The organism is Pseudomonas sp. FP1740 (assembly GCF_030687165.1).
In the GTDB taxonomy this organism is placed as follows: domain Bacteria; phylum Pseudomonadota; class Gammaproteobacteria; order Pseudomonadales; family Pseudomonadaceae; genus Aquipseudomonas.
This window is the reverse complement of sequence record NZ_CP117461.1, coordinates 2586860-2608184: the sequence shown is the minus strand read 5'-3', so window position 1 is coordinate 2608184 and position 21325 is coordinate 2586860. Positions and strand designations below refer to the sequence as shown.

The window sequence follows — 21325 nt, the reverse complement described above, 5'->3', positions numbered from 1 at the left end:
GGACACCAAACCTGAGCATCATCAAAGGCCTTCGACTGCCACCGCTGTTGCGCCGAATACTGCGTCCATTGCTGGACCCGTACCGGCGCTACCGCCACGCCAAACTGATCCATGCGGTGCGGGTTTCGTTAGGGTTGCTGGCGACGATTCTGCTGACCACCGGCATCCATCTGCCCCACGGCGAATGGGCGTCGGTGACCATGCTGGTGGTGATCGGCGGCTTGCAGCACCACGGTAACATCGGCAAAAAAGCCGCCGAGCGAGCCATCGGCACCTTGATCGGGGCCGGTGTCGGCTTGTTGCTGGTGGCGCAACAGGCCTGGCTCGGGATGCCGTGGCTGACCTATTTCGCAATGTCGGTGGTGTGCGGATTTTTCTCGTACCACGCCATCGGCAAGGGTGGGTATACGGCGCTGCTGTCGGCGATCACCGTGTTTATCGTTGCGGGGCACGGTGACAACCCGGTCACCGATGGCCTGTGGCGCGGGGTGGATATTCTGATCGGCATCGCCCTGGCACTGGCATTCTCCTTCGCCCTGCCGCTGTACGCGGTGTACTCCTGGCGCTACAACCTGGCCGATGCCTTGCGCGACTGCGCGGCAATCTACGGCCGTATCATCAACGGCGAGTCCGTCGCCGCTGACGAGCACCTGAAACTCATGAATCGCTTGAACGCAGTCATGGTGCAACTGCGCTCACTGATGCCCTCGGTGTCCAAGGAAGTGCGGGTTTCCATGACCGAACTCGATGCGATTCAGCGCAATCTGCGGATGTGCGTCAGCATCCTGGAGATCCTCGGCAATAGCCGGCCGAATGCCGATGACTCTGAGGCAATGGCCCATCTGCAATCGGCATTGAAAACCGAGCACCGACAGATCCGGGTGCAACTGATCGGTATGGCTCGGGCATTGAAATCGGGCGCTTCACAACGGCTCAGCCGGCCAGCCGAACCGCCATTGGACTCTACACTTGATATGCCGGTCTACAGTCCGCTGGATGGCTACCGATTGCTGACCCGACAATTGGCCGCGAACATCGGCGAGATGCGCCAGCGTCTGGCGAAAACCGCACCGCGCTGGAACATCTGAGAGGCCGTTTATTGTGTAGCCACCCGCCGAAGCTTCAAGCCCCAACCCTGTTGCATCCCGGCGGCGGCCAGCAGAATCGCGGCGACACCGATCCATTGCAGCGGCTCCAGGTGATGACCGAAGGCAAACCAGTCCACGAAAATCGCCGCAATCGGATAGATGAACGATAACGCGCCGGTCAGGGCGGTCGGCAGCTTTTGAATTGCCCCGTAGAGCAGCACATACATCAAGCCGGTATGCACGATACCCAGGGTCACCAGGCTGGCCCAGGCACTGGGCGTTTGTGGCATCGCCGAGAAGTGCGCAAAGGGCGCGAGCAACAGCACGCCGGTGCAGACCTGGATCAACGCGATCAGATGCGGTGGCGTGCCGGTCAGGCGTTTGATGATCAACGCGGCAATCGCGTACAGGAAGGCAGCACCCAGCGCCAGAGCGATCCCCATCAGGTAATCGTTGCCACCCTCGCCTTGCTCGCCATGGGCGCTGACAATCGCGAGCATCCCGAGAAACGAAATGCCCAGCCAGAACAGCTTTTGCAGGGTGATTTTCTCCCCGAGAAACAGCGCGGCCAGCCCCACCAACATGAACGGCTGGACGTTATAAACCGCCGTGCCGATCGCAATCGAGGCGCGCGAATAGGACGCGAACAACAGCACCCAGTTACCCACAATCGCCACACCACTCAGTACGGCCAACAAGAAAGTGGTGGACGTCAAAATGCCCGGGCGCAGAAAGCCGAACGCCGCGCAGATCAGCAACAGCGTGACGGCACCGAACACGCAGCGCCAGAACACCACGTCCAGCACCGGTTGCCCGGACACCAGCACGAACCAGCCAATGGTTCCGGAAATCAGCATGGCGGCGGTCATCTCGAATGAGCCGCGACGTAGTGTTCTGTCCATCATCAACCTCCTGTGTTTGAGGCCAAAGTATGCCAATCCGCCGGGGGGCTTCTCCAGCGCAAAAAGCAGGCTAAACTCGGCATCTGCCTTTTTTATCAAGGCTTATCCAGCCAATTGCCTAACAGGGGATTCGCCATGACCGACGACATCGACCAAGTGCTGATCAGCGCGTTGATGGAAGACTCCCGCCGCTCGCTCAAAGCCCTGGCACAGATCAGCGGCCTGTCCTCGCCCAGCGTTGCCGAGCGCCTGCGCCGCCTCGAAGAACGCGGCGTACTCAAGGGCTATACCGTCGAAATCGACCCTAAATGCTTCGGCTATCAACTCCAGGCCATTGTCCGCATCCGCCCGTTGCCGGGGCAATTGCAGGAAGTGGAACGGCAGATTCAGGCGATTCCCGAATTCACCGAGTGCGACAAAGTCACCGGTGACGACTGCTTCATCGCCCGCTTGCATGTGCGCTCGATGGAACAACTGGACACCCTCCTCGACCGCCTCAACACCCACGCTGAAACCAACACCGCCATCGTCAAGAAAACCCCGATCAAGCGCCGGCTGCCACCGATGGCGTGAGTGCTGTTTTGTTCGCAGAAGCGTAGATTGGTGTTTTTCCGGCGAAGGATTGGCGGTATGAAAACTCAGGCCATGTTACTGGCGGCGGTGATGCTTGCAGGCTGCGGTACGTTCCAGACAGTGGTGCGCAGCGACGAAGCAGCGGCAAAAAGCCTCAAGGAACAGAAAACCTACTGCGGTGCGGTTCCACGGATCTATAGCGGCGTGACTTATGACTTTTGCCGCCTGCATGCGACTCCAGGCCCAGGCATCGATGAGTACAAGTACGACAATGGCACGCCTTTTGTGCTGATCGACGTAGTGATTTCCGGCGCTCTCGACACCATGCTCCTGCCCTACACCATTTATCGGCAGCAGGCCGATGGCAGTATTGTCATTACCGAATAGCCTTGGGCGCCCTGATTCCCAGACAAAAAAAACCCGCCGAAGCGGGTAATGCCGATCAGTTAAGCCTTCTCGCTTGACCTTTGGCCGCAAGAAATCAAAATCCGATGCCTGTACTGGCATCGGATTTTTTTATGCGTCTCGCTCGGGCACTGAAACTGACCCACAACATCGTCTCTACCCCCAACGCCATCGAGGGATTGGATGCCTTGCTCGATCCATCTTTGGTCGAACAGGCGCTTGAACAAGCCGGTGTGGCGACGCTGCGCAAGCGTCGTTTGCCGCTGGAAATGATGCTCTGGTGCGTGATCTCCATGGCGTTCTTCCGGCGCATGTCTGCCTGGGATGTGGTCAGTCGCATGAATATCATGTTGCCGGGCCAGCGCCCGTTGGTGGCCCCCAGCGCTGTAGTCCAGGCCCGTCAGAGATTGGGCAGCGAAGCTGTACGACAAGTCTTCGATTTGACCCAGAAAAGTTGGCATGAGGCGGCCGGTCATCCGACTTGGGCCGGTCTGCGTTTGTTGGGCGTCGATGGTGTTGTCTGGCGCACGCCCGACACGCCGGAAAATCGGGCGCGCTATGACTCCGCCAGCAACCAGCATGGCGACACCGGTTTTCCTCAGGTGCGCATGGTCTGCCAAATGGAATTGACCAGCCATTTGCTGATTGGAAGTGCGTTTGACGGCTACCGCAGCAACGAAATGAAACTGGCCGAGCAACTGATCGAAACCACCCCCGATCACTCGCTGACGCTGTTTGATCGTGGTTTTTACTCATTAGGTTTACTGCATCAATGGCAGCAAGCAGGCGTCGAACGCCACTGGCTGATGCCGCTGAAAAAAGGCTCGCAGTACGAGGTGATCCAGCGTTTGGGGCGCCAGGATGCGATTGTTTCGCTGAGCACTTCGCCGCAGGCCCGCAAGCAATGGCCTGGGTTGCCGGAGCGGCTGACCGCGCGACTGCTGAGCAAAACCGTCAAGGGCAAGGTGTGTCATATTCTGACCTCGATGGCTGACCCGCTGCGCTTCCCGTCCGACGAAATCGTCGATCTGTACAGTCAGCGCTGGGAGATCGAACTCGGGTTTCGAGAAATGAAACAGACCCTGCTCAACAGCAGTTACACGTTGCGCAGCAAGACGCCAGAGATGATCGAGCAAGAGTTGTGGGGCGTGTTGTTGGGCTACAACTTGTTGCGCTATCAGATGGTGGAAATGAGTCGCCACTGTCCTGGCATTTACCCGTGCGAAATGAGCTTTACCGCCTGCACTTGGGCGATTCTCGGGTTTATCAACAGCGTCTCCGCCGACCGTTCCGGGAACATTCCCAAGTATTTGGCCGAGCTTCATGCTTCAGCGCCGCACTACGTGCTGCCGCATCGACGTGAGGAGCGCATTTATCCTCGGGCGATTCGGCTGAAATCACCGAAGTATCCGATCAAAAATAAAAATGCCAGTCAGCTTAACTGACTGGCATTACGCCGAAGCGGGTTTTTTACTCAAGGCTGGCGATCAATCATCGCGGCCCATGATGCCGAACAGTTGCAGCAAGCTGACGAACAGGTTGTAGATCGATACATACAGGCTGATGGTCGCCATGATGTAGTTACGCTCGCCGCCGTGAATGATGGCGCTGGTTTGGAACAAGATGCATACAGAGGAAAACAGCACGAAACCTGCGCTGATCGCCAGTTGCAGACCGCTGATCTTGAAGAAGAAGCTCGCCAGCGTCGCACCCAGCAGCACGAAGAAACCGGCCGTGATGAAACCACCCAGGAAGCTCATGTCCTTACGGGTAATCAGCACATAAGCCGACAGGCCGCCGAACACCAGCGCGGTCATCGCGAAGGCCGAGCTGACCACTTCCGCGCCGCCCTGCATGCCCAGGTAACGGTTGAGGATCGGGCCGAGCAGGAAACCCATGAAGCCGGTCAGCGCGAACGCAGAAACCAGGCCCCACGCCGAGTCACGGAGTTTGTTGGTGAGGAAGAAAAGGCCGTAGAAGCCGATCAGCACCACGAAGACGTTCGGGTAACCGACACGCATCTGCTGTGCGACAAACGCCATCACGCCGCTGAATGCGAGGGTGAGGGCCAGTAGGCCGTAAGTGTTGCGCAGGACGCGGCTAACCTCTAGCTGCTCAGCCTGCACGCTGTTATTAACTGCGTAATCCTGTTCGCGCATGGCGACACTCCTGTTGGTTTGAAACGTTCAGTCGCAAAGATCATAACAGACGCTCTGTAACAAGCCATGCAGAGAGTTTGACAGTGTGTTTCATTCAGGTATTATGGCGCCCGCAACGCAAACGGAGGTGTGGCCGAGTGGTTTAAGGCAACGGTCTTGAAAACCGTCGACTGTAACAGGTCCATGAGTTCGAATCCCATCGCCTCCGCCATCTTATGTACGACAAAGCCCTGATTATTCAGGGCTTTGTCGTTTCTGGGGTTTGGTGAAAATCTCGGCTCTCGGCATGTGTTCCATAACTATTATGGACGTGTTCCAGAACTCAGCGGCTGAACCCCCTCCTCCGGCGTCCTGCTGATCGTTAAAAATCCTTCACGTAAGGTGATGCTACGCTGTCCTTAAAACCGAGGATTTGCGATGCCACATTCGGACCTTCCCCCTCCCTGCTGTACAAGATCAACGAAAACCAACTCGCGCTCGAAGCCGCCATCATGGAGCTTTCCAACTGGGTCGAAGCCCGCGGCTCAGCCGACGTCGCCGACAACGTGCGCGGCGCCTTGGACACCATCGACAAGAACGAAGAGTTCATCAAGATGACCCTCGCGGCACTGATGACGCCGGAGTGAATTAGCACTGCATCTTGTCGCTGCCCCGCTACCACCTCGCCTCAAATACTGTTTACCAAGACAGTACTATTGAGGCGAAACCGTGGATCCGTACGAAATCGAAGACACCCGCAACTGGCTGGAATGTCCTTAATCCTCCCTATCAAAACCAACGTACGTTCGATCTTTTTTAAAGATTTTATGATTGCTGAAACGTACCATCACCGAAATTAGCCGGTTTTAACCGAAATACACTCTGCATTGCACTGCGCCATCTCCGCTGACCTAGGAATTTCTCTATTTCGAGCCAGCTAGCGGAAGAGCAATACATCCAAAGAAACATCCTCACTTAGATGAATATCGATACGCCCCCCTCCAGACGACCCTCCGCTTTCGAGGCGCACGCCCCCGTTGAAAAGAGTATGTTCAACGCAATACGCGCACAAAGTTCAAATGCATGGATGCTAGTCGAGCCTCTGCGATTACTTACTAACAATGAAAAAACTATCAATCTAACCAAGATGGAGTACGCAGTACTCGACTTGTTAATAAGCAGCACAGAACGGATAGTAAGTAATGATGCCATTGCCAAAAAACTAAACAAAAACCTTGACCACTATAAGGGACTGGTGATGTGCCTCAGCAGGCTACAAGCGAAGTTCAAGAGGTCCGCTAGAGGAGATAACCTTTTCCGCTCGGTGAGAAATCGCGGCTACTGCATCGTCCAAACAATACACATTGAGAAGGACTTATCTAACAGGCATACCGCATGCGATGAAAAAACCTGGAAGCGCTGCTCGCCCCCCCCCCCCCGCCACAGCATCTACTTGCTAGCCGATGCATCTGCCTATTGGGTTGACGTATGTAGCGGCTCTGGCACGGAGGAGGTGCCGAGCTTCCATGAAGTGCGGGCGCTGTCGCTGCACCTGTAGAAGAACGCCGGAAACGATGGACAGAAGATCGCAGGGCACGCGAGCGAGGGCATGACCAAAAACTACCAGCGGGACCACGAGAAAATCGTCCGGCCTGAGGCGATACCGGACCTGAATATCAGCGAAATCACTGGGTAGTTTTGCGTAGACCTGAAACGAGAAAGGGGACCAAGCCACTAAGCGCTTGATCTCCTCACGAAATATGGTCGGGACGGAGTGATTCGAACACTCGCCCCCTAGCACCTCATGCCGGGGACTGTAACGACCTAAGCTATTGTTTTAGAACGAATATGACCACCTTTAAGAGTGGCAAAACATTCGATTTTTTGTGCTTATGCAAACGGAAACACGCGGCCTCCAGAGGAGGTTTTGCGCAAGCCACCGTAGGAGAATGACGAGGTGACATTGCGAAACTTCCTGCATCCTGTCTGCCCGTCACCTCGAGGAAGGGACATGGCTGTAATCACGAAGAGTGACTTGGTGTACAAGTACACTTGGTCGGCAGATCAAGGCGACAACCCGCATTACACTGGGTTGCTGGATCGCGACAAGGTAGACCGGGACGAGGGACACGAGGTTGTACATTTTCCGACAGTAGTGCCCTCCCTTCCAGGCGTTCTGCCGACCTGAACCCCAAGCCCCTAGTTTGCCCCTGCCCTTACGCACCAGCCAAAAAACCGAGTAATCAGCGTGTTTTTTCCTCCTAAAGACCAAGCGCCGGATATGTATTAACCCTGATATATGAAAGGTTATTATTTGACGCTTTTCTAACAGAGGCACATTGCTATGATCCCGGCAAACTCCACTGCTAGAGGCTCTGAAGTGAAATTAACACCTGCCGAAAAGACCAAGTCTCGGGGTTGGGAATGGGCCTATAAAAAAATCCGGAGTTTTGGTTGCTCTCGAAGAACGGCCCTCTACAGGGCAAGCCTCTATGCTCTTCGAGGTGACTCGGGAGGTTTCTCAAGCGAGCGGAGCTTGCAAAGATTCCGACTACGGCGTTAACCAAGCTGGTCATCACCGGTACGCCATGGCTCGACCCGATCCCCCTTCGGGCTGCGGGGCTGCGGCCACAAAGACAACCCTGACTACAAGACCGGCGCCGGCAAGATCACCATCAACTGCTGGGACAAGCGTTGGAACTCCTTCTCGGGGCGGCATGGGGCCGCGTACGGTGGCCGAGTAGGTCCCTTGATCTCCCCCGACGGTCTCACGCTGGCGTCACACATTCCGCCGCCGACGATGACACCCCGCCCGAACCAATGACATGCATGACCGACTCGACCTGCCAAAGTCTGTTCGCGCTGGCGCGATGGTTGCGCACATCGATCCGCCCCTCGGCGACCATTCCAGGCGTCAGCGGCCGGGTGATGGACATGGTCGACTTGCCGCGTTGCAGCTTCTTCAGTTGCGCCGTTGCAGCTTCCTGGGCGCTCTTCTGATCCGTAAGTGTCTTGCGGATGATGTAGCGCGGACCCGCCTGACTGTCGGCGTCCTCGTTGGCCTCACCGGCATTGTCCGGGACATTGCCGTACACCGACACCGCCCCGGCGACTATGCCCGCGACTGCCGGCACCTTGCGCTGCTCGGCTTCGTTGAACCAATACGCGACCACCGACTGATAGTCGTTGCGCTCTTGGATCGTGACCCGGCCGCTACTGTTTTCCGGATCACTAATCACGACGGTCGGCCGCGCCGCGCCGCGCCGGTTACGGTCTGAGCCACGCCCTTGGGCACCACCACCAGGCGACCGCCGACCGGCTTCGCCACGGCGCCCAGTTCACGTGCCAAACGCGTCAGTAGGTTCATATCGGATTCGGCGCGCTGGTCGATATGGCTGAAAACATGCTTTGCCAGCTCCGGCGCTACGGCCGCAATGTAGCCATGCTCCTTGGCCATCTTGGCGACCAGAGCGCCCAGCGTTTTGGATCGGGCCTCCCTCCGGAAAATCAAGGAGCCAACTGATAGGTTGACTGCACTAGACCGGAAGGAAAACACCGGCTATTTACTAGCTTCAATTCAATGTCCTGCGTAAGGCCCCCGAACAATGGTCTTCCCGACCCAATCAGCACGGGAACAGTGGTGATCACCATATCGGCGACTAACCCGTCACGCAGGAATGACTGCACCAATTGCCCGCCATCGACATAGACTCGATGCACACCTTGCCTCGCCAGTTCCGCCAGCAGGTCTGAAGGAGTGAGGTTGGAAAAACGTACTTTTCCCTCTAGCGCATTAGGCACCTGTGAATCGGCCAACTGTTGAGACAACACGATTACTGGCAGGTCGTAGAACCAAGTGTCGAAGGTCAGCACTTTCTCATAGCTCCCCCTCCCCATCACGATAGCATCCTTATCGGCGATGAAGCCCAGGTAGCCGTGATCCTCACTCTGATCATCGCGCTGCAATAGCCAGTCAATGTCACCGTCGGATCTGGCGATATAGCCATCTAGACTGATGGCGATGAAAACATGTGCAGTAGTCATAGAAGTTTCCTTATTCAGACGACGCATGACTGACCGCAAAGAGGATAGCAAAACTAATATATAGCTAAATTTCTTAGCTGGTTTTCTACAAATCCCGCTCAAATCAAATTGGTCAAAAAAACTGTGTAGCGTATTTTGATCGCGCGAATAGGCCGTTCACGCTTTGAATTAATCTTCCTTCAACACCGGTTCAACTTCATCGACCGGCAACGAAGCCAACATTTCAGCGCGACAAACCTCAAGGATCTCATCCGCGAGTGCAGAATCATCCGGGCAGGCACGCGACAAAATAATCGCGCCGACAGCACGAGACAGCAGGTCGATCATTTTCTTTCTCCCCTCTCCCGCCTCGGCATCCGGTCCCGTCGGATATTTCTCTCCCAGCGTTTGCAGGGTGTGTTCAATGCCTTCGGCAAATGTCGTTTTCACATCATCCGATTGACGCGCCGCGTCGCTGCACAACGCGGCCATGGTGCAACCGCTGCCACGTCCGTCCCGATGTTCTCGGGTCACATAGACGTTGATGAAGCCCGGAACATCGAGCGCTTGGGCGCCTGTCAGCGATTTGGCAAGACTGCAGGCCGAGGCTTCGGCCATCAGGTCGGCCTTCGACCCGAAGTGCTTGTAGAAGCCTCCATGGGTGAAACCGGCAGCCGCCATGAGATCCGCCACACCGACGCCATCAAAGCCGCGCTCACGGAACAGCTCTGAGGCCGTTTCAACGATGTGCTCTCGATTGGCCTGCGCCTGGGCCTTGGTCACTCTCACGTGCAATACCTCGTGTTTACCGGGAAATCATGCGTCCAATCATACATAGATGCTGGTCGTAATCAAAACCGTTGACAGTTTAGATTTCGATCATCATCCTAATTGCACACAACACCGCTCTCCATCAACGGGCACGGAAGAAATACCAGATGACCAATCAGAATCTGTTCACCCCTTACACCCTTGGCAGCCTAACGCTGTCGAACCGGGTAGTCCTTGCGCCGCTGACACGTAACCGCGCAGGCCAGGGCTTCGTCCCCAGCGAGTTCGCGGCCACCTATTACAGCCAACGCGCCAGCGCCGGCCTGCTGATCAGCGAAGCCACGCAGATTTCCCGACAGGGCCAGGGCTATCAGGACACCCCCGGGATCTACACGCAGGCGCAGATAGACGGCTGGCGCACCGTGACCGATGCCGTCCATGCCAAGGGCGGAAAAATCTTTCTGCAACTGTGGCATGTCGGTCGTGTGTCGCATGTTGATCTGCAAGAAAACGGCGCCGCTCCTGTGGCCCCTTCTGCACTGCGCGCCGCCACCAAAGTGTTCGTCAACAACCGTTTTGAAGACGTCTCCGAGCCGCGCGCACTGGACATCAGCGAACTGCCGGGGATCGTCTCCGATTTCCGCCAGGCCGCGGCAAACGCGGTCGCCGCCGGGTTCGATGGTGTGGAGATTCACGGTGCAAACGGCTATTTGCTGGATCAATTCCTCAAGGACAGCGCCAATCTGCGTACCGATGCTTACGGCGGTTCGACTGAAAATCGTGCACGTCTGTTGCTCGAAGTGACGACGGCCGTCATCAATGAAATCGGCGCGGATCGCACCGGTGTGCGCCTGTCACCGGTGTCGCCGGCCAATGGCGTATCCAGCAGCGATCCGCAGGCGCAATTCGATTACGTCGTCGAGCAACTCGACGCCCTCGGCGTGGTTTATCTACACGTGGTCGAAGGCGCGACCGGTGGCCCGCGTGACGTGGCGCCCTTCGATTTCGGTGCCCTGCGCCAGCGCTTCAAAAACACCTACATCGCTAACAACGGCTATGACCTGGACCTGGCGACTTCGAAGCTCGCTGAAGACCAGGCCGACCTGATCGCCTTCGGTCGCCCGTTCATTGGCAATCCGGATCTGGTGGAGCGCCTCAAACGTGGCGCGCCGTTGTCCGCGTTCAATCCCGCCACCCTCTATGGCGGCGATGCGGCTGGCTACATCGACTACCCGACATTGGCTGAATCGAGCGCCACCGCAAGCTGAGCCATCAGTGATCGCGCTTTCTGTTTCACACATCCTGAAAGAGAGATACCCCATGAGCACTCGCCCTACTGTTCTCATCACTGGCGCCTCCACCGGCATTGGCGCGGTCTACGCCGAGCGCTTCGCGCAACGCGGCCACGATCTGGTACTGGTCGCCCGCGATCAGGCGCGCCTGGACGCGCTTGCAGCGCGCTTGCGCAGCGAACACGACGTCGCCGTCGATGTCATTGCGGCGGACCTGACCCAACTCAGCGATCTGACAACCGTTGAAAGCCGCCTGCGCGACGACGCCCGCATCGGCATCCTCGTCAATAACGCCGGCGCCGCGCTGTCCGGTAACTTCATCGACCAAAGCACCGACAGCGTTGCGCAACTGGTCGCCCTCAACACCACGGCGCTGGTGCGACTCGCCAGCGCCATCGCCCCACGCCTGGCCAAGGCAGGCGACGGCGCGATCATCAACATCGGTTCGGTGGTGGGCCTCGCGCCGGAGTTCGGCATGACGGTCTACGGTGCGACCAAGGCATTTGTGCTGTTCCTTTCCCAGGGCCTGAGCCTGGAACTTTCGCCTCAGGGCGTCTACGTGCAGGCCGTGCTGCCCGCCGCCACCCGCACGGAGATCTGGGATCGCTCCGGCGTCGACATCAACACCTTGAGCGAAATCATGGAAGTGGGCGATCTGGTGGATGCCGCCCTGGTCGGTTTTGATCGTCGTGAACCGGTGACCATCCCGCCGCTGCACGAAGCGGAACGCTGGGATGAGCTGCAGAGCGCACGTCAGGGCCTGCTGGGGCAAATCCGCCAGTCTACGGTTGCCCAGCGCTACCAAACCCCACGGTGATTGTTTGGTTGCGAGCATTCGCGCCGGACTCGATGCAGGTGCAAGGCACTGCATCGAATCCGACCCGCTGTCCGGAGTAGCAATGAAATCAACGCAGACAAGTACGCCCTCGGGTTCACAGACGTCGTTCGTCAACGCGACGAACCAGTCGATCACGGTCAACGGCATTCCCTTTGCCTATCGTGATACCGGCCCCGCAACCGGTGTGCCCCTAGTACTGTTCAACCATTGGGGCGCGGTGCTGGACAACTTCGACCCCGCGATCATCGATGGCCTTGCACAAACCAGACGCGTCATTACCACCGACTATCGCGGCATCGGCGGCTCTGGTGGAAGCGCACCACTGACCGTCGGCGAAATGGCTGACGATGCCATCCAGCTGATCCATGCGCTGGGGTTGGAAACCGTTGATGTGCTCGGTTTCTCCCTCGGCGGCTTCGTCGCTCAGGACATCGCCCTGAAGGCACCTGATTTGGTGCGGCGTTTGATTCTGACCGGCACCGGACCAGCCGGCGGCAGCGGTATCGACAAGGTCGGCTCGGTGACATGGCCATTGATGCTCAAAGGCTTGCTGACCTGGCGCGATCCGAAGTTCTACCTGTTTTTTACTTCGACGCCCAATGGCCGTCGATCCGCCTCGCAGTATTTACAGCGCCTGAAAGCACGCAAAAAAAATCGCGACAAGGGCCCGACGCCCAGCGCTTTCCTGCGGCAGTTGAAAGCCATCACCGCGTGGGGCAAACAGCCTCCGCAAGACCTCGGGCGCTTGCGGACGCCGACGCTGATCGTCAACGGCGACAACGACATCATGGTGCCCAGCGTTAACTCGAGTGCACTGGCAAAACGTATCCCCAACGCACAACTGATGATTTATGAGGATGCCGGGCACGGCGGTATTTTCCAACACCACGCTGACTTTGTGGCCAAGGCGCAGGCGTTCCTCGATGCCTGACAACGCGGCGCAGCAACGCAGCAACGCACCGGCTACCCTCCTTACAACCGACAAGAGCCGCACCACGATGAAAGCATTTCTAATTGATCGCTATGGCAAGAATCCCGGGCGGATTGGCGAAGCTCCCGCCCCAGCAGTGGGTGCCCACGACGTTTTGATCGAGGTACACGCCAGCAGTGTCAACGTGCTGGATTCGAAGATCAGCAAAGGCGAATTCAAGCTGATCCTGCCCTACTCATTTCCGTTGATCCTGGGTAACGATCTGGCAGGCGTCGTGATTGAGGTGGGCTCGAAGGTGACACGCTTCAAACCGGGAGACGAAGTGTACGCTCGCCCACCGGAAGCGCGGATCGGCACGTTCGCCGAATTGATCGCCGTGAACGAGAACGCGATCGCCCTGAAACCTGCCAATACCAGCATGGCACAAGCCGCGTCCCTCCCCTTGGTTGCACTGACCGCCTGGCAAGTACTGGTCGAAACCGCCCAACTGAAAAAGGGTCAGAAAGTGCTGATTCACGCCGGCTCCGGCGGCGTCGGCACCCTCGCCATCCAGCTCGCCAAACACCTCGGTGCCTTTGTCGCTACAACCACCAGCACTGCGAATGTCGAATGGGTGAAGGCATTGGGGGCCGATCTGGTGATCGACTACAAACAGCAGAACTTCGAAAGTGTCTTGCACGACTACGACGTAGTGTTGAACAGTCTCGGCGCCGATGTCCTGGAGAAGTCACTCAAGGTGCTCAAGCCAGGTGGCCAGCTCATTTCCATCTCTGGGCCACCCACTGCGCAGTTCGCACAGGAGCAAGATTTGTCCTGGCCATTGAAGCAAATCATGCGCCTGCTGAGCCTCGGTATTCGGCGCAAGGCCCGCAAGCAAGACGTCAGCTACAGGTTTGTATTCATGCGGGCCAACGGCGCCCAACTGCAACAAATAACCGCGCTCATTGAGGCCGGCATCATCAAACCGGTGATTGACCGCGCCTTCCCCTTTGAATCAACGGCAGAGGCGTTGAAGTATGTCGAGCAGGGACGAGCCAAAGGCAAGGTCGTTGTTTCGATCAAATGACTAAGCCGCCTATCGATGAGTCGACCGAAGAGCCCGACAAACTTTTAGCACGCCAGCATTCTTCATCCGGGCTGAGCGAGTTGACTACACTAGAGTTGCCGAAACCGGAAGCGCAGCAAACGGACGTCGTGCCTGTAGCACCAACTGTGATCCTATGGCGCAGTTTGATGCTTAAGCAGTAGATCTCGGCCTCGCCACAGCCACCGTACAAAGCACATTCATAATCAGTTTGGCGACTCTCTCCGTAGCACAATTGACGAACCCGAGGATGAATATACGTTCATCAAAAACATTGTTCTATGCGTCTAGCCTGTGGGTTCCGACATAGTGAATACAGGAGTAACCCACCATGTTCTCGCACGAAAGCATCCCGCTGATCATCATTTTCATCATCCTGCTGCTTGGCGTGCTTACCGCCGTCCTCCATCCGGTACATGCGTTCTATAGCTGGCTTCAGAGGCGCAGGGAAAAATCATCCGTCGAGATCGCGAAAGAGGTGGATTCGCGCTGAAGTTTTTTTAACGAGCCCGGCTAAGTCCGGGCTTTTTTTGCCTGTTTGGATCCGCGGAAACGAAAAAGCCCAGTGCGGGACTGGGCTCATGCTGCCGCGGCAGATCTACTTTCGATAGAAACGCTGAAAAACCGATTTTTTCGTCATACAGTCGCTTACAGATTTTTCGAGATGCAAGCACGCACAGCAGAAAAATAGCGCCAAAGACGACCCAGAGCACTATCGAGTTAGTCGTGATGAAGGTAAGAAACAGCTTGGCTCCCCACCACCCTCTCGTGAGATTGGTAGAGCGGTTGGGTGAGAACCGGCTTGCTCAATCTGAACCTGAGCCAAGCCGACCGTCAGCTTTGGGTTGTGGATTCAACCGGTCGACGCAACAGATTGGCTAAATCGTTCAGCGGGCAAGGAGCGCTTTTAATCCAATTACCGCCTGGGAAACCGAGCACCACTTAACTCGTTGTCCCGTTCGTTCCTGTAACATGCCAGCCCCCACCACCACGAGCTTTGAAAATGGATTCTCACTCGATTCTGACGTTTACCTTGGTCGCCGCGATTGCCATTGCCAGCCCAGGGCCTGCGACCTTGATGGCGATCAACAATAGCCTGGCCCATGGGCAGCGCAGCGCCATATGGTCATCGCTCGGCAACGCCAGTGGCCTGTTCTGCCTTTCGTCCGCTGCCATGCTGGGGCTGGGGGCGCTGCTTGCCAGTTCCGAATGGTTGTTCAACGCAGTGAAGTTCATCGGTGCCGGTTATTTGTTCTACCTGGGCATCAGACAATTGTTCAAAAAGGGCCCAATGCTCCCGGACGGGGTTCAGGACGACTTGAAGGAAAGCCGGCCGACTCGTTCCAAACTCTACAAAGCCGCCTTCCTGACGGCGGTGACCAACCCCAAGGCGACGATGTTTTTCACAGCGTTGTTCCCGCAGTTCATTGATCAGAGTGCGGCATTGCTACCGCAATTTCTGATCCTCACCTCGATCTTCATGGCATTGTCGGTGTCGTCCCTGAGCCTCTATGCCGCGCTCGCCTCGCGGGCCAAGGGTGTGCTAACCCGACCTGCGCTATCCCGTTGGGTCAGCCGGGTGGTGGGGTCGACATTCATCGGTTTCGGTGCTGCTATCCTGACCATGCGGCGGCAGGCGGCGTAGGGGCGTCGGGCTTGTAACTCCGGTAACAGGGAAGGCTGATAGGGACTGCCTGATTCTGGGTTTCCAAATTGAATACGAAAGGCCTGAAGACAAATTCACTTTCCTGTCCTTTCAAGGGAGCCAATTGATGCTGGAGCAGGATGACTTGGAGGTGTCTCCATGGCGTGTTGGCCCTCTATTTTCACCCTATGGCCAAGGGATGAATCTTTCGATTCAGTGCTCTGATACCAAAGCTTTGGCTAAGGCTCTCGAAGACGCTGGTATTGAATTGCGCAGACCCATTGAAGAGTGCTGGTACCGAGCTTGGCGTAAATTCCAGGTTCATGTAGTGCGCTGTATTTCTGATCGATTTTGGACGCCGACACCTTTTGTTCTTGGTGTATCGGCTGGGCGCTTCACCCCGTACACGCTTGAATACCGTTGCGAATTCACTTGAACTGCTATACCCCAACTCTATTGCGAGCTGCGTAACTGACTCACCGCTTCCAAATCGAGCAACAGAAGGCTTGTTGTCTCCATTCGATATAGCTGATGCAAGCTTGCAGTCAAACTGAAGGATAAAGGTGCGGCGGCTCATTCTATGTCGAGCAAACAGCGTCTGCCTCTGTCCTAGCCTTGAAGACAGCATGCTTGCTAGCTGAGCCTCCTTCGACGAGATCAACAACCATGAATCGCTTATTGCCATCTTCCAGCCCGGTGGGCTCGATGATCCTGGCACGGCGAACAAGCGGTTGAATCTCTCTGATCGTTAGCTTCTACCAATGGGCTAGCCGCGCGGGGAATGCTAGTGCTTCGGAGCGCGGGCATACCAACCGTAGATTGCGATGCCGGCATAACAGGTCGCTGGCACGCTCAATGCCATCGCGAGCGTCGAGAGGTCGGCCGCATACCCTGTCAAAGGCGGAATAAATGCCCCGCCAACAATGGCGCAACAGAACAGGCCCGAACCTTCCGCCGCGCGATGACCGAGCCCTGCGGTCGCAAGGGTAAAGATCGTCGGGAACATGATGGAGTTGAACAGCCCGACGGCCAGCAGCGACCATCCGGCAACAACGCCTTGTGTGGTGGCAGAGATCGTCAACAGCACAATGACTGCCGTGGCGGCAAAGGCCAGCAGTTTCCCGGGCGCGAAAGTGCGCATCAGCGCCGAGCCGATAAAGCGGCCAACCAGGGCGCCACCCCAATAGAAGGCAACATGCTTGCCTGCGGCTTCGGCGGGAAGGGCCAGGGTTGTCGGCAGCATGAGGTAGTCGGTGATGAGGCTGCCAATCGTGACTTCGGCGCCGACATAGAGAAATATGCAAACGGTGCCGAGTGCAAAGCGCGGCTGCTTTAGAAGGTCGAGCGCAGCGAGTGGATTGAGACGTTCAGGTCTTGTTGACGGTTGCAGCTCATTTCTTTTCAGCCAGACGATCAAGGCGACCATGCAGATGAAGAGCGTGATGCTTGCATAGGTGTTGCTGATCACGCTGGCTTCCTGCGACAGGAAGGACGTCAGTTCTGCTGGCGACAATGCGGAGGTATCTACCGCATTGAGGGAGCCCAGGATCAGTATGGCACCCAGGTAGGGTGCGACCGTGGTTCCCAGCGAATTGAACGCATGGCCGAGGGTGAGGCGGCTAGGGGCCATTGCGGCGGTTCCGAGTAGTGAAAGCAGCGGGTTTGCAACGACCTGAACGGTCGTCACGCCAATCGCAAGCACAAAGAGGGCGCCGAGGAAGGCTGGAAACAATGCGGACTGGGTGGCAGGAATGAAGAGCAGGCATCCACCAGCCATCAGCAGCAACCCGAGGACGGCCGCTCTCATGTAGCCGATTCGCGAAATGAGCAGGCCTGCGGGAATGGCGAAAATGAAATAGGCAAAAAAGAATGACGACTGCACAAGCATGGCCTCGGTATAGCTGAGGCTGAAGAGGTGCTTGAGTTTTGGCACCAGGACATCGTTAAGGCTGGTGATGCTGCCGAGGATGAAAAACAGCGCGAACACGTAGGTGCTCATCCGTTGGGCGTGGGGTGTTGCCAAACTGTTGGTGACAGTCGCGCTAGCACTAGCATTCGTCATCACGGGCTTCCTTTCTTGTGATTGTTACTTTCAAGGAAAGCTCTATCGAGCCTCGGGCACCTTGATAGTGAGACAGCGCTATCTTTTTGCGGTGAAGTACTCGCCAAAGGAGGGTGCGCTGCCATCTGATTTTTTGTCTGTAACCGCTACCGCTCACCCAAAGTCCGGGGCCAGTCGTTAGAGGGCGCTACCTTAGTGCCTGACTTTTCGTTTGGCAAGCCGCAGGATCTCTTGGGGGGATGCAGAGATATGGGGTAAATTCGCTCATTTGGGCTGCAGCAGGGCCGTGGGCACTTGGGCGCTCGAACTGGTTGTTTGCCGGGTCGCTACGCAGTGGTAAGCGAACAGCGGCAATCATGGGTCTGATCCAGTCAACACGTATGAATGGGCATGATCCGTATGCCTACCTCAAAGATGTGCTGACGCGGCTGCCGACGCAGCGGGCGAATGCGATTGAGCAGCTGCTGCCGCACCGGTGGCAAGGTTTCCCCCTTCTTGCCCACAGCCGGCCTATTGCCTAATTCGTTTGCTCGCATAGCAATTTTCTGCCACTCCGTTTGGCTAGAACCATGAGCGTCAGCCCCACGAGAATAGGCGGAATGCTCAACAGTTGGCCAACGTTTAGTGGCAGGGAATAGTCATAGCTGGCTTGGTGCATCTTGGTGAATTCAAGCAGGAATCTCGCCGAGAAGACTGTTGACAAAAACAACCCGCTCAGGAACCCCGGTTCCAGGGTGGTGCGGCGTTTCTGGTACAGCAAGAACATCAGCAAAAACATTCCTAGATAGACGCATGCTTCATAGAGTTGTGTAGGGTGCCTAGGTAGCGTATCAATTCGGGGGAATACAATTGCCCACGGAACATCGGTCGGAACACCGGCGATCTCAGAATTGAAGAAATTGCCCACTCTGATCAGGCAGCCGCCCAAAAGAGCTACTATGGCAATCCTGTCCAGCAGCCAGAGATAGCCTATGTCGGAACGACGTCGGCAGAATAGATAGAGGCTAAGGGCGAGTCCAATAGCGCCGCCGTGGCTTGCTAGCCCGCCTTTCCAGATGGCTAGGATTTCCGCAGGATTGCTGAAGTAAAACGCTGGATCGTAAAACAGCACGTGCCCAAGCCGGGCGCCGAGCACTGTACCCAAGCCGAGATAGATCAGCAGAGCGTCCAGGTCACCCTCAGGCTTACCTTCTCGTCTGAAGATAAACCTCATGATCACCATACCGAAGCCAAACGCGGCTGCGAACAGGACGCCGTACCAGTGGATATCGAGCACTCCGAACCGCATCAGTGAATCGCCCCGGATTCTCTAGACACCTTGCAAGCTTATTGCGTAACGCTTTTCAAACTCTACCGGTGACAGCTGATTGTTGAAACCATGGCGGCGTTTTACGTTGTAGAACATCTCGATGTAATCGAACACATCACTCCGAGCATCTTCCCGCGTGGTGTAGATTTTTCGCTTGATCCGTTCCCGTTTCAGAAGCTGGAAAAAGCTCTCGGCCACGGCGTTGTCATGACAGTTGCCTCGGCGACTCATACTGGCAACCAAATTGTTTGCCTTTAAAAAGCTGCGCCAATCGGAGCTGCTGTATTGGCTGCCTTGGTCGGAATGAACCATCACCTCTTGCTTAGGTTTACGCCTCCAAACCGCCATCAACAAAGCGTCAATAGCCAAATCACTGGTCATCTGCGCTTTCATTGACCAGCCAACGACCTGACGAGAAAACAGATCAAGCACCACCGCCAAATACAACCAGCCTTCATACGTACGAATGTAGGTGATGTCGGTGACCCAAACCTTGTTGGGTTCCACGACATCGAACTGGCGCTTCAGCAAATTGGGTGAGGCGACCGCTGGCTTACCGCCGTACTTTCCAGGGCGGCGTCGATAACCTGTCTGAGAACGCAGACCTTCAAGACGCATCAGCCTCGCCACACGATGACGACCACAATCCTCACCGACCTCGCGCAGATCGTCATGGATTTTGCGATAGCCATAAACGCCGCCGCTCTCCAACCAGGAATGCTTGATCAAACCCAGTAATCGCTGATCGTCTTTAGCGCGTGCAGATTGCGGCTCAGACAACCAAGCGTAATAACCACTGGGATGGACTTTCAGCGTCAGGCAAAGCCGTCGAATGGAATAGTCGCCCGCTCGCTGCTTGATAAAGGCGTACTTCAACCGCACTCCTTGGCAAAGTACGCGGCGGCCTTTTTTAAGATGTCTCGCTCTTCGGTGACCCGCTTGAGTTCGGCTCGCAGACGACGCAGTTCAGCGTGCTGATCATCGTCTTGCTGCCGTTCTGCCTGAGGTTTGCTGTAGCGCTTTATCCAGGCATAGAGGCTATGCGTCGACACGCCAAGACGCGCCGCCACATCAGCGACGGGTAGCTTCTTTTCGGTCACTTGATTGACCGCTTGGATTTTGAATTCTTCGGGGTAATGCGGGTTGCTCATGGCACCTCCTAATTGGCCTCAGTTTAAGGCAAAGAGGTGTCTACGAAACCCGGGGCGATTCACAGTACAGGGTCGGTGTTCCATACAAAATACTGCTCCATCGCGCAATCTCTCCCTGGCTAGCAGACGCTTCCACTTGCAGTTATCCCGTTCCCTGTAAATCAATGCGCTACAGATGAAGCCTCGTGGGCCGCAGGCTCTGTCACAGGAATCAGTTCGCAACCATACCAGTTCATCGGCCATGGAGCACTTAGCCGCTGGGATCAGGGCAAATGGCATTGAGGTGATTGATAGCTGCCTGAGTCACACAATGTGAGTTGGGCGGACGCTTACGCAGAGAGTCAAGGAGGGGCATGACAACTGAACGTTTAGGTTTCTCTTGGCCCAGCTGATACTCCACCGTATCAAGCACCTCTAGCGCTTCCGTCTTGGTCACTGAGGATAAATCCAGGCTCGCAATCTCCCTCCGCAGGATCTCAATTTGCTCACCAACTGCATGCTCATTTGTGATGTTTGTGGAATTATTCCTTCACTGGCAGTAAGCCCACTGCGTAATCAACAGCTTCGAGCAATGCCTCTCTTGATACGCCATCACGCGCTTGGACAGAAATCCCATGCAAAAATGTTGCATAGAAATTTCCTAGTGCCTGAACATTTGCCATGCTGCTCAACTGCCCATCTCTGCTAGCTGCTTCCAGACGAAGGATGATCGATTCCGTCCGCTGGCGCCGATGCTCCGAGAGCCAAGCGAGTACCGGCGTATTTTCGGGTGCTACGCTATTGGCCGCGCTGACCACAAGACACCCCCAAGGCCTACGCTGGGAGGTGTAGGTGTTGACGGCGTCACACAGCATTTGCCGGATCGACTGGCCAATATCAGCTAGCTCCAGGGCGCGCTCTGCAAATCCTCCCTCTCCAGCCTCATAAAGCTCGACAGCCTCTTCAAACAGCCGTTGCTTGCTACCGAATGCCGCATAAATGCGGGCAGACGCAATGCCTAACGCATCGACAAGCGCTGACATGGAGGTACCTTCGTAGCCGTGCTCCCAAAAAAGGAGCATGGCCTTTGTCAACGCCTGTTCTTTGTCGAATTCCCGTGGTCGCCCTGCCATA

General features: G+C 56.4%; 20 protein-coding genes, 1 tRNA gene and 5 pseudogenes. 16 read left to right on the top strand and 10 right to left on the bottom strand.

Features of this window, described 5'->3' with window-relative positions:
• Positions 1-68 precede the first annotated feature (68 nt).
• On the top strand, positions 69-1088 hold the full coding sequence (locus PSH69_RS11920) for an FUSC family protein (protein ID WP_019578458.1): 1020 nt from the start codon (positions 69-71) through the stop codon (positions 1086-1088).
• Between the two features lie 8 nt (positions 1089-1096).
• Here PSH69_RS11920 and PSH69_RS11915 read toward each other — a convergent pair whose 3' ends face one another.
• Positions 1097-1990, bottom strand: a complete 894-nt coding sequence (locus tag PSH69_RS11915; RefSeq protein ID WP_305412151.1) for a DMT family transporter — start codon at positions 1988-1990, stop codon at positions 1097-1099.
• Between the two features lie 135 nt (positions 1991-2125).
• Between PSH69_RS11915 and PSH69_RS11910 the strand changes: the two genes are divergently transcribed.
• From PSH69_RS11910 to PSH69_RS11900, 3 genes are all read left to right on the top strand, one after another.
• A complete protein-coding gene (locus PSH69_RS11910; RefSeq protein ID WP_007941786.1) occupies positions 2126-2563 on the top strand; it encodes an Lrp/AsnC family transcriptional regulator in 438 nt (145 codons plus the stop codon).
• A gap of 57 nt (positions 2564-2620) precedes the next feature.
• Positions 2621-2950, top strand: a complete 330-nt coding sequence (locus PSH69_RS11905; protein ID WP_019578456.1) for a YceK/YidQ family lipoprotein — start codon at positions 2621-2623, stop codon at positions 2948-2950.
• Positions 2951-3081: 131 nt separating this feature from the next.
• Positions 3082-4413 (top strand): IS4 family transposase, encoded by a 1332-nt coding sequence (locus PSH69_RS11900; protein WP_305411786.1) that lies wholly within the window; start codon positions 3082-3084, stop codon positions 4411-4413.
• Positions 4414-4455: 42 nt separating this feature from the next.
• On the opposite strand, the gene PSH69_RS11895 is transcribed toward PSH69_RS11900, so the two are convergent.
• Positions 4456-5127 (bottom strand): Bax inhibitor-1/YccA family protein, encoded by a 672-nt coding sequence (locus PSH69_RS11895; protein ID WP_007941789.1) that lies wholly within the window; start codon positions 5125-5127, stop codon positions 4456-4458.
• Between the two features lie 123 nt (positions 5128-5250).
• Here PSH69_RS11895 and PSH69_RS11890 point away from each other — a divergent pair.
• The 4 genes and pseudogenes from PSH69_RS11890 to PSH69_RS11880 all read left to right on the top strand — a co-directional run.
• Positions 5251-5338: transfer RNA gene (locus tag PSH69_RS11890), tRNA-Ser, on the top strand.
• 206 nt (positions 5339-5544) lie between these two features.
• A pseudogene (locus PSH69_RS11885) lies at positions 5545-5753 on the top strand (hypothetical protein).
• 332 nt (positions 5754-6085) lie between these two features.
• A pseudogene (locus tag PSH69_RS30250) lies at positions 6086-6391 on the top strand (hypothetical protein); the annotation flags it as partial.
• A 222-nt stretch (positions 6392-6613) separates the two neighbouring features.
• Positions 6614-6802, top strand: a pseudogene (locus PSH69_RS11880) (integrase); the annotation flags it as partial.
• Between the two features lie 1072 nt (positions 6803-7874).
• Here the strand turns inward: PSH69_RS11880 and PSH69_RS11875 are convergent.
• From PSH69_RS11875 to PSH69_RS11860, 4 genes are all read right to left on the bottom strand, one after another.
• On the bottom strand, positions 7875-8345 hold the full coding sequence (locus tag PSH69_RS11875; protein WP_305412147.1) for a hypothetical protein: 471 nt from the start codon (positions 8343-8345) through the stop codon (positions 7875-7877).
• Positions 8342-8473, bottom strand: coding sequence for a hypothetical protein (locus PSH69_RS11870; protein WP_305412146.1), 132 nt, complete (start codon positions 8471-8473; stop codon positions 8342-8344). Before PSH69_RS11870 ends, PSH69_RS11875 begins: the two co-directional genes overlap by 4 nt.
• A gap of 140 nt (positions 8474-8613) precedes the next feature.
• A complete protein-coding gene (locus tag PSH69_RS11865) occupies positions 8614-9150 on the bottom strand; it encodes a dihydrofolate reductase family protein (protein WP_305412144.1) in 537 nt (178 codons plus the stop codon).
• A 168-nt stretch (positions 9151-9318) separates the two neighbouring features.
• Positions 9319-9918, bottom strand: coding sequence for a TetR/AcrR family transcriptional regulator (locus tag PSH69_RS11860; protein ID WP_026331592.1), 600 nt, complete (start codon positions 9916-9918; stop codon positions 9319-9321).
• A gap of 149 nt (positions 9919-10067) precedes the next feature.
• Here PSH69_RS11860 and PSH69_RS11855 point away from each other — a divergent pair, with 149 nt between their 5' ends.
• The 7 genes and pseudogenes from PSH69_RS11855 to PSH69_RS11825 form a co-directional block, all read left to right on the top strand.
• Positions 10068-11168 carry an alkene reductase gene (locus tag PSH69_RS11855; protein WP_305412141.1) on the top strand — a complete coding sequence of 367 codons (1101 nt, stop codon included), beginning with the start codon at positions 10068-10070 and terminating at the stop codon, positions 11166-11168.
• Between the two features lie 52 nt (positions 11169-11220).
• Positions 11221-12009, top strand: a complete 789-nt coding sequence (locus PSH69_RS11850; protein WP_305412139.1) for an SDR family oxidoreductase — start codon at positions 11221-11223, stop codon at positions 12007-12009.
• 82 nt (positions 12010-12091) lie between these two features.
• Entirely contained in the window at positions 12092-12961 is an 870-nt protein-coding gene (locus PSH69_RS11845; protein WP_305412138.1) for an alpha/beta fold hydrolase, read from the top strand.
• A 67-nt stretch (positions 12962-13028) separates the two neighbouring features.
• Positions 13029-14027, top strand: a complete 999-nt coding sequence (locus PSH69_RS11840) for an NADP-dependent oxidoreductase (RefSeq protein WP_305412817.1) — start codon at positions 13029-13031, stop codon at positions 14025-14027.
• Positions 14028-14376: 349 nt separating this feature from the next.
• The gene (locus PSH69_RS11835) at positions 14377-14538 is read left to right on the top strand and encodes a hypothetical protein (protein ID WP_018927603.1); all 162 of its coding nucleotides are present in this window, start codon (positions 14377-14379) and stop codon (positions 14536-14538) included.
• A gap of 510 nt (positions 14539-15048) precedes the next feature.
• Positions 15049-15690, top strand: coding sequence for a LysE family translocator (locus tag PSH69_RS11830; protein WP_305412137.1), 642 nt, complete (start codon positions 15049-15051; stop codon positions 15688-15690).
• A 49-nt stretch (positions 15691-15739) separates the two neighbouring features.
• Positions 15740-15991, top strand: a pseudogene (locus PSH69_RS11825) (VOC family protein); the annotation flags it as partial.
• A gap of 483 nt (positions 15992-16474) precedes the next feature.
• Here PSH69_RS11825 and PSH69_RS11815 read toward each other — a convergent pair.
• Positions 16475-17689, bottom strand: a complete 1215-nt coding sequence (locus PSH69_RS11815) for a sugar MFS transporter (protein ID WP_305412136.1) — start codon at positions 17687-17689, stop codon at positions 16475-16477.
• A gap of 347 nt (positions 17690-18036) precedes the next feature.
• On the opposite strand from PSH69_RS11815, the pseudogene PSH69_RS11810 reads away from it, so the two are divergent.
• Positions 18037-18273 (top strand): annotated as a pseudogene (locus tag PSH69_RS11810) (transposase domain-containing protein); the annotation flags it as partial.
• Here the strand turns inward: PSH69_RS11810 and lgt are convergent.
• The 3 genes from lgt to PSH69_RS11795 all read right to left on the bottom strand — a co-directional run bounded on the left by lgt (position 18270) and on the right by PSH69_RS11795 (position 21234).
• Complete coding sequence (gene lgt / locus PSH69_RS11805; RefSeq protein WP_305412135.1) at positions 18270-19028, bottom strand: prolipoprotein diacylglyceryl transferase; 759 nt, start codon at positions 19026-19028, stop codon at positions 18270-18272. The pseudogene PSH69_RS11810 and the gene lgt sit on opposite strands and share 4 nt — an antisense overlap.
• A 33-nt stretch (positions 19029-19061) precedes the next feature.
• A protein-coding gene (locus tag PSH69_RS11800) for an IS3 family transposase (RefSeq protein ID WP_305409271.1) occupies positions 19062-20212 on the bottom strand; the annotation gives its coding sequence in 2 pieces (ribosomal slippage) (positions 19062-19978 and positions 19978-20212; 1152 coding nt in all).
• A 521-nt stretch (positions 20213-20733) separates the two neighbouring features.
• Complete coding sequence (locus tag PSH69_RS11795; RefSeq protein WP_305412134.1) at positions 20734-21234, bottom strand: TetR/AcrR family transcriptional regulator; 501 nt, start codon at positions 21232-21234, stop codon at positions 20734-20736.
• Positions 21235-21325 lie beyond the last annotated feature (91 nt).